The following is a 2,445-nucleotide window of genomic DNA, read 5'->3' on the forward strand; positions in this document are numbered from 1 at the left end:
GCCGGGTGCCGCCCGGCGGGCCGCCGCGCTCGTGCCGGTCCTGGCCGGTGCACTGGCCCTGACCGCACCCTCCGCGCTCCCCGCGCACGCCGCGCCGCCGGCGGCCGCACCGACCGCGGCCGGGGACACCACCCGCGCCGACCGGCCGGTCCGCATCGACATCGCCAGGTTCGAGCCGCGGACCGTGACGCCCGGGTCGCTCATCACCGTGACCGGGACGCTCACGAACACCGGCGCCGAGGCCATCACCGACCTGTCCGTCCGACTCCAGCGGGGCGCGGTGCGCACCGACCGGGCGGAGCTGGCCGACGCGGTGGAGGACCCGGACCCGGCGACCATCCTGTTCGGGCCGTTCGCCCCCGTGGTGGAGGAGCTCGGGCCGGGGGCGAGCACCCCGTTCACCTACACCGTGCCGTCGGACGACCTCCGCCTGGACCAGCAGGGCGTGTACCCGGCCCTGCTCAACGTGAACGGCACCGTCGCCGGCGACGAGCAGCGGGTGGGTGAGCTGCACACCTTCCTCGTGCAGCAGCCGGCCGCCCGCTCGGCCGTGGCCTGGCTGTGGCCACTGTCCGAGCGCACCCAACGCACCCCCTCGGGCGCATTCGCCGACGACGGGCTCGCCCGATCCGTCTCCGAGGGCGGCCGCCTGGACCGCGCCCTCGCGGTCATCGAGCGGCTGCCGCGCAACGCCGAACCGGCCGACGCCGCCTCCAGCCCCGCCCTGCCGGTGACCCTCGCCATCGACCCTGCACTGGTCGAGGCGCTGGCGCTCATGGCCGAGGGGCCCTACGCCGTCGGGGGCGAGGAGGGCGCCGGCACCGGCACCGAGGAGGCGCGGGCGTACCTCGACCGGCTGCGCACGCTGGCCGGCACCCACCCCGTCGTCGCGCTGCCCTACGGCGACATCGACGCCGACACCCTGCAGACCACGGGCATGGCCGACGTCGTGACCCGCAGCCTGCCCGGCTCGCCCCGGGGCACCGCCCAGGACCCGCCGGGCGCGGCACCCGTGCCCGCGGTGCCCACCGACGACGCCGGGGCCCCCGCCCAGCAGGAACCGCGCACCACCGGGGCCGGCGCCGAGATCCTGGCCGAGGAACTCGGCGTCACCGCCGCCACGGACCTCGCCTGGGCCTCCGACGGCTCCTTCGAGGCGGCCACCCTGAGCACCCTGCGCGACGGCGGCATCGACCGGGTGGTGCTCGGCAGCGACGCGTTCACCGACGGCGCGTCCGCGGTGGGCGCCGACGGTTCGGACGCGGTCGCGCACACCACCGTGCCGGCCGGGGACGGCACGCTCGACGTCCTCGTCGCCGACCCGGTGCTCAGCGCCGTCGTGGGCGCGGCCGAGGACACCCCCGGTGGTCCGCGGATGGCCGAGCAGCGCTATCTGGCCGAACTGGCCGTGCTCACCCAGCAGACGCCGCAGCCGGCCGAGGCCACCGTGCTGATCGCCCCTCCGCGCGACGTCGTCGCCGGTCTCGAGGGCGCCGGCGCCATGATGGCCGACACCGCGGGCCTGCCGTGGCTGAGGGCGGAGACCGTCGCCGGCCTCGGCAGCGCACCCCCCGCCCCCGCCGGGGAGCTGATCGTCCCGCCCGGCGAGACCCGGCTGGACGCAGCGGGCACCGCCGCCGTGGCCGAGGCGGTCGCCATCCGCGACGACCTCGCCGGGGCCGTCGTCGGCGACGCGGGCCTCGCGCTCCAGGAGCACGACGCCGCCATCGCCCGGGCCGCGTCGGCGCTCTGGGCCGGTGACCCGGAGGCCTACCTCTCCTCCGCGCAGGCGGTGCGGACGTGGATGGACCGGCTGCGCGGCCGCATCACCGTGGTCGCCCCCGCCGACGGCACCTACACGCTTGCCTCCGACGACGCCCCGCTCGTCCTCACCGTCGACAACGCCCTCCCCTTTCCCGTCCAGGTGCTGCTGCAGGTCCGCACCCGCGGGAGCCGGGGCCTGTCCATCGGGGACATCGGCCCCCAGACCCTCGCCCCCGGTCAGCGCACGACCCTCTCGGTGCCCACCGAGGTGCGCCGGTCCGGCGGGTTCGCCGTGACCGCCGGGGTGACGACCCCCTCGGGCAGCCCGCTGGGCCAGCAGGTGGACATGCAGGTGAAGAGCACCGCCTACGGGTCGATCTCGCTGTCGATCACGATCGGCGCCGCCTCGCTGCTCGGTCTGCTCTTCCTCCGCCGCTTCGTCAACCTCCTCCGCCGTCGCCGGGCGGCCGCCGCCGCGCCGGTCGAGGGACCGCCGCCCGGTCTGTCCACGCCGCCGACCAGGAGCCCGGTGTGACCGACCGTCCCGACGTCTCCGAGCACGCCGGCACCGGCGACCCGGATCCCCCGCCGCCGGCCCGCGACGACGACCGACGCCCGCGGGTCGGCCGCATGCCACCGCCGCCGCCCGCCCGACCGGCGCCGCCCCGGCGCACGGGCAGG

At 77.7% G+C, this 2,445-nt stretch carries 1 protein-coding gene; it reads left to right on the forward strand.

Going from position 1 to position 2,445, the window contains the following annotated elements; translation table 11 throughout:
• Positions 1 to 2,299 (forward strand): DUF6049 family protein (locus C5507_RS22565; RefSeq protein WP_158657687.1); only part of this gene is annotated, 2,299 nt, incomplete at its 5' end.
• Between the last annotated feature and the right edge of the window lie 146 nt (positions 2,300 to 2,445).

Source organism: Blastococcus saxobsidens (assembly GCF_002938435.1).
GTDB lineage: Bacteria > Actinomycetota > Actinomycetes > Mycobacteriales > Geodermatophilaceae > Blastococcus > Blastococcus saxobsidens.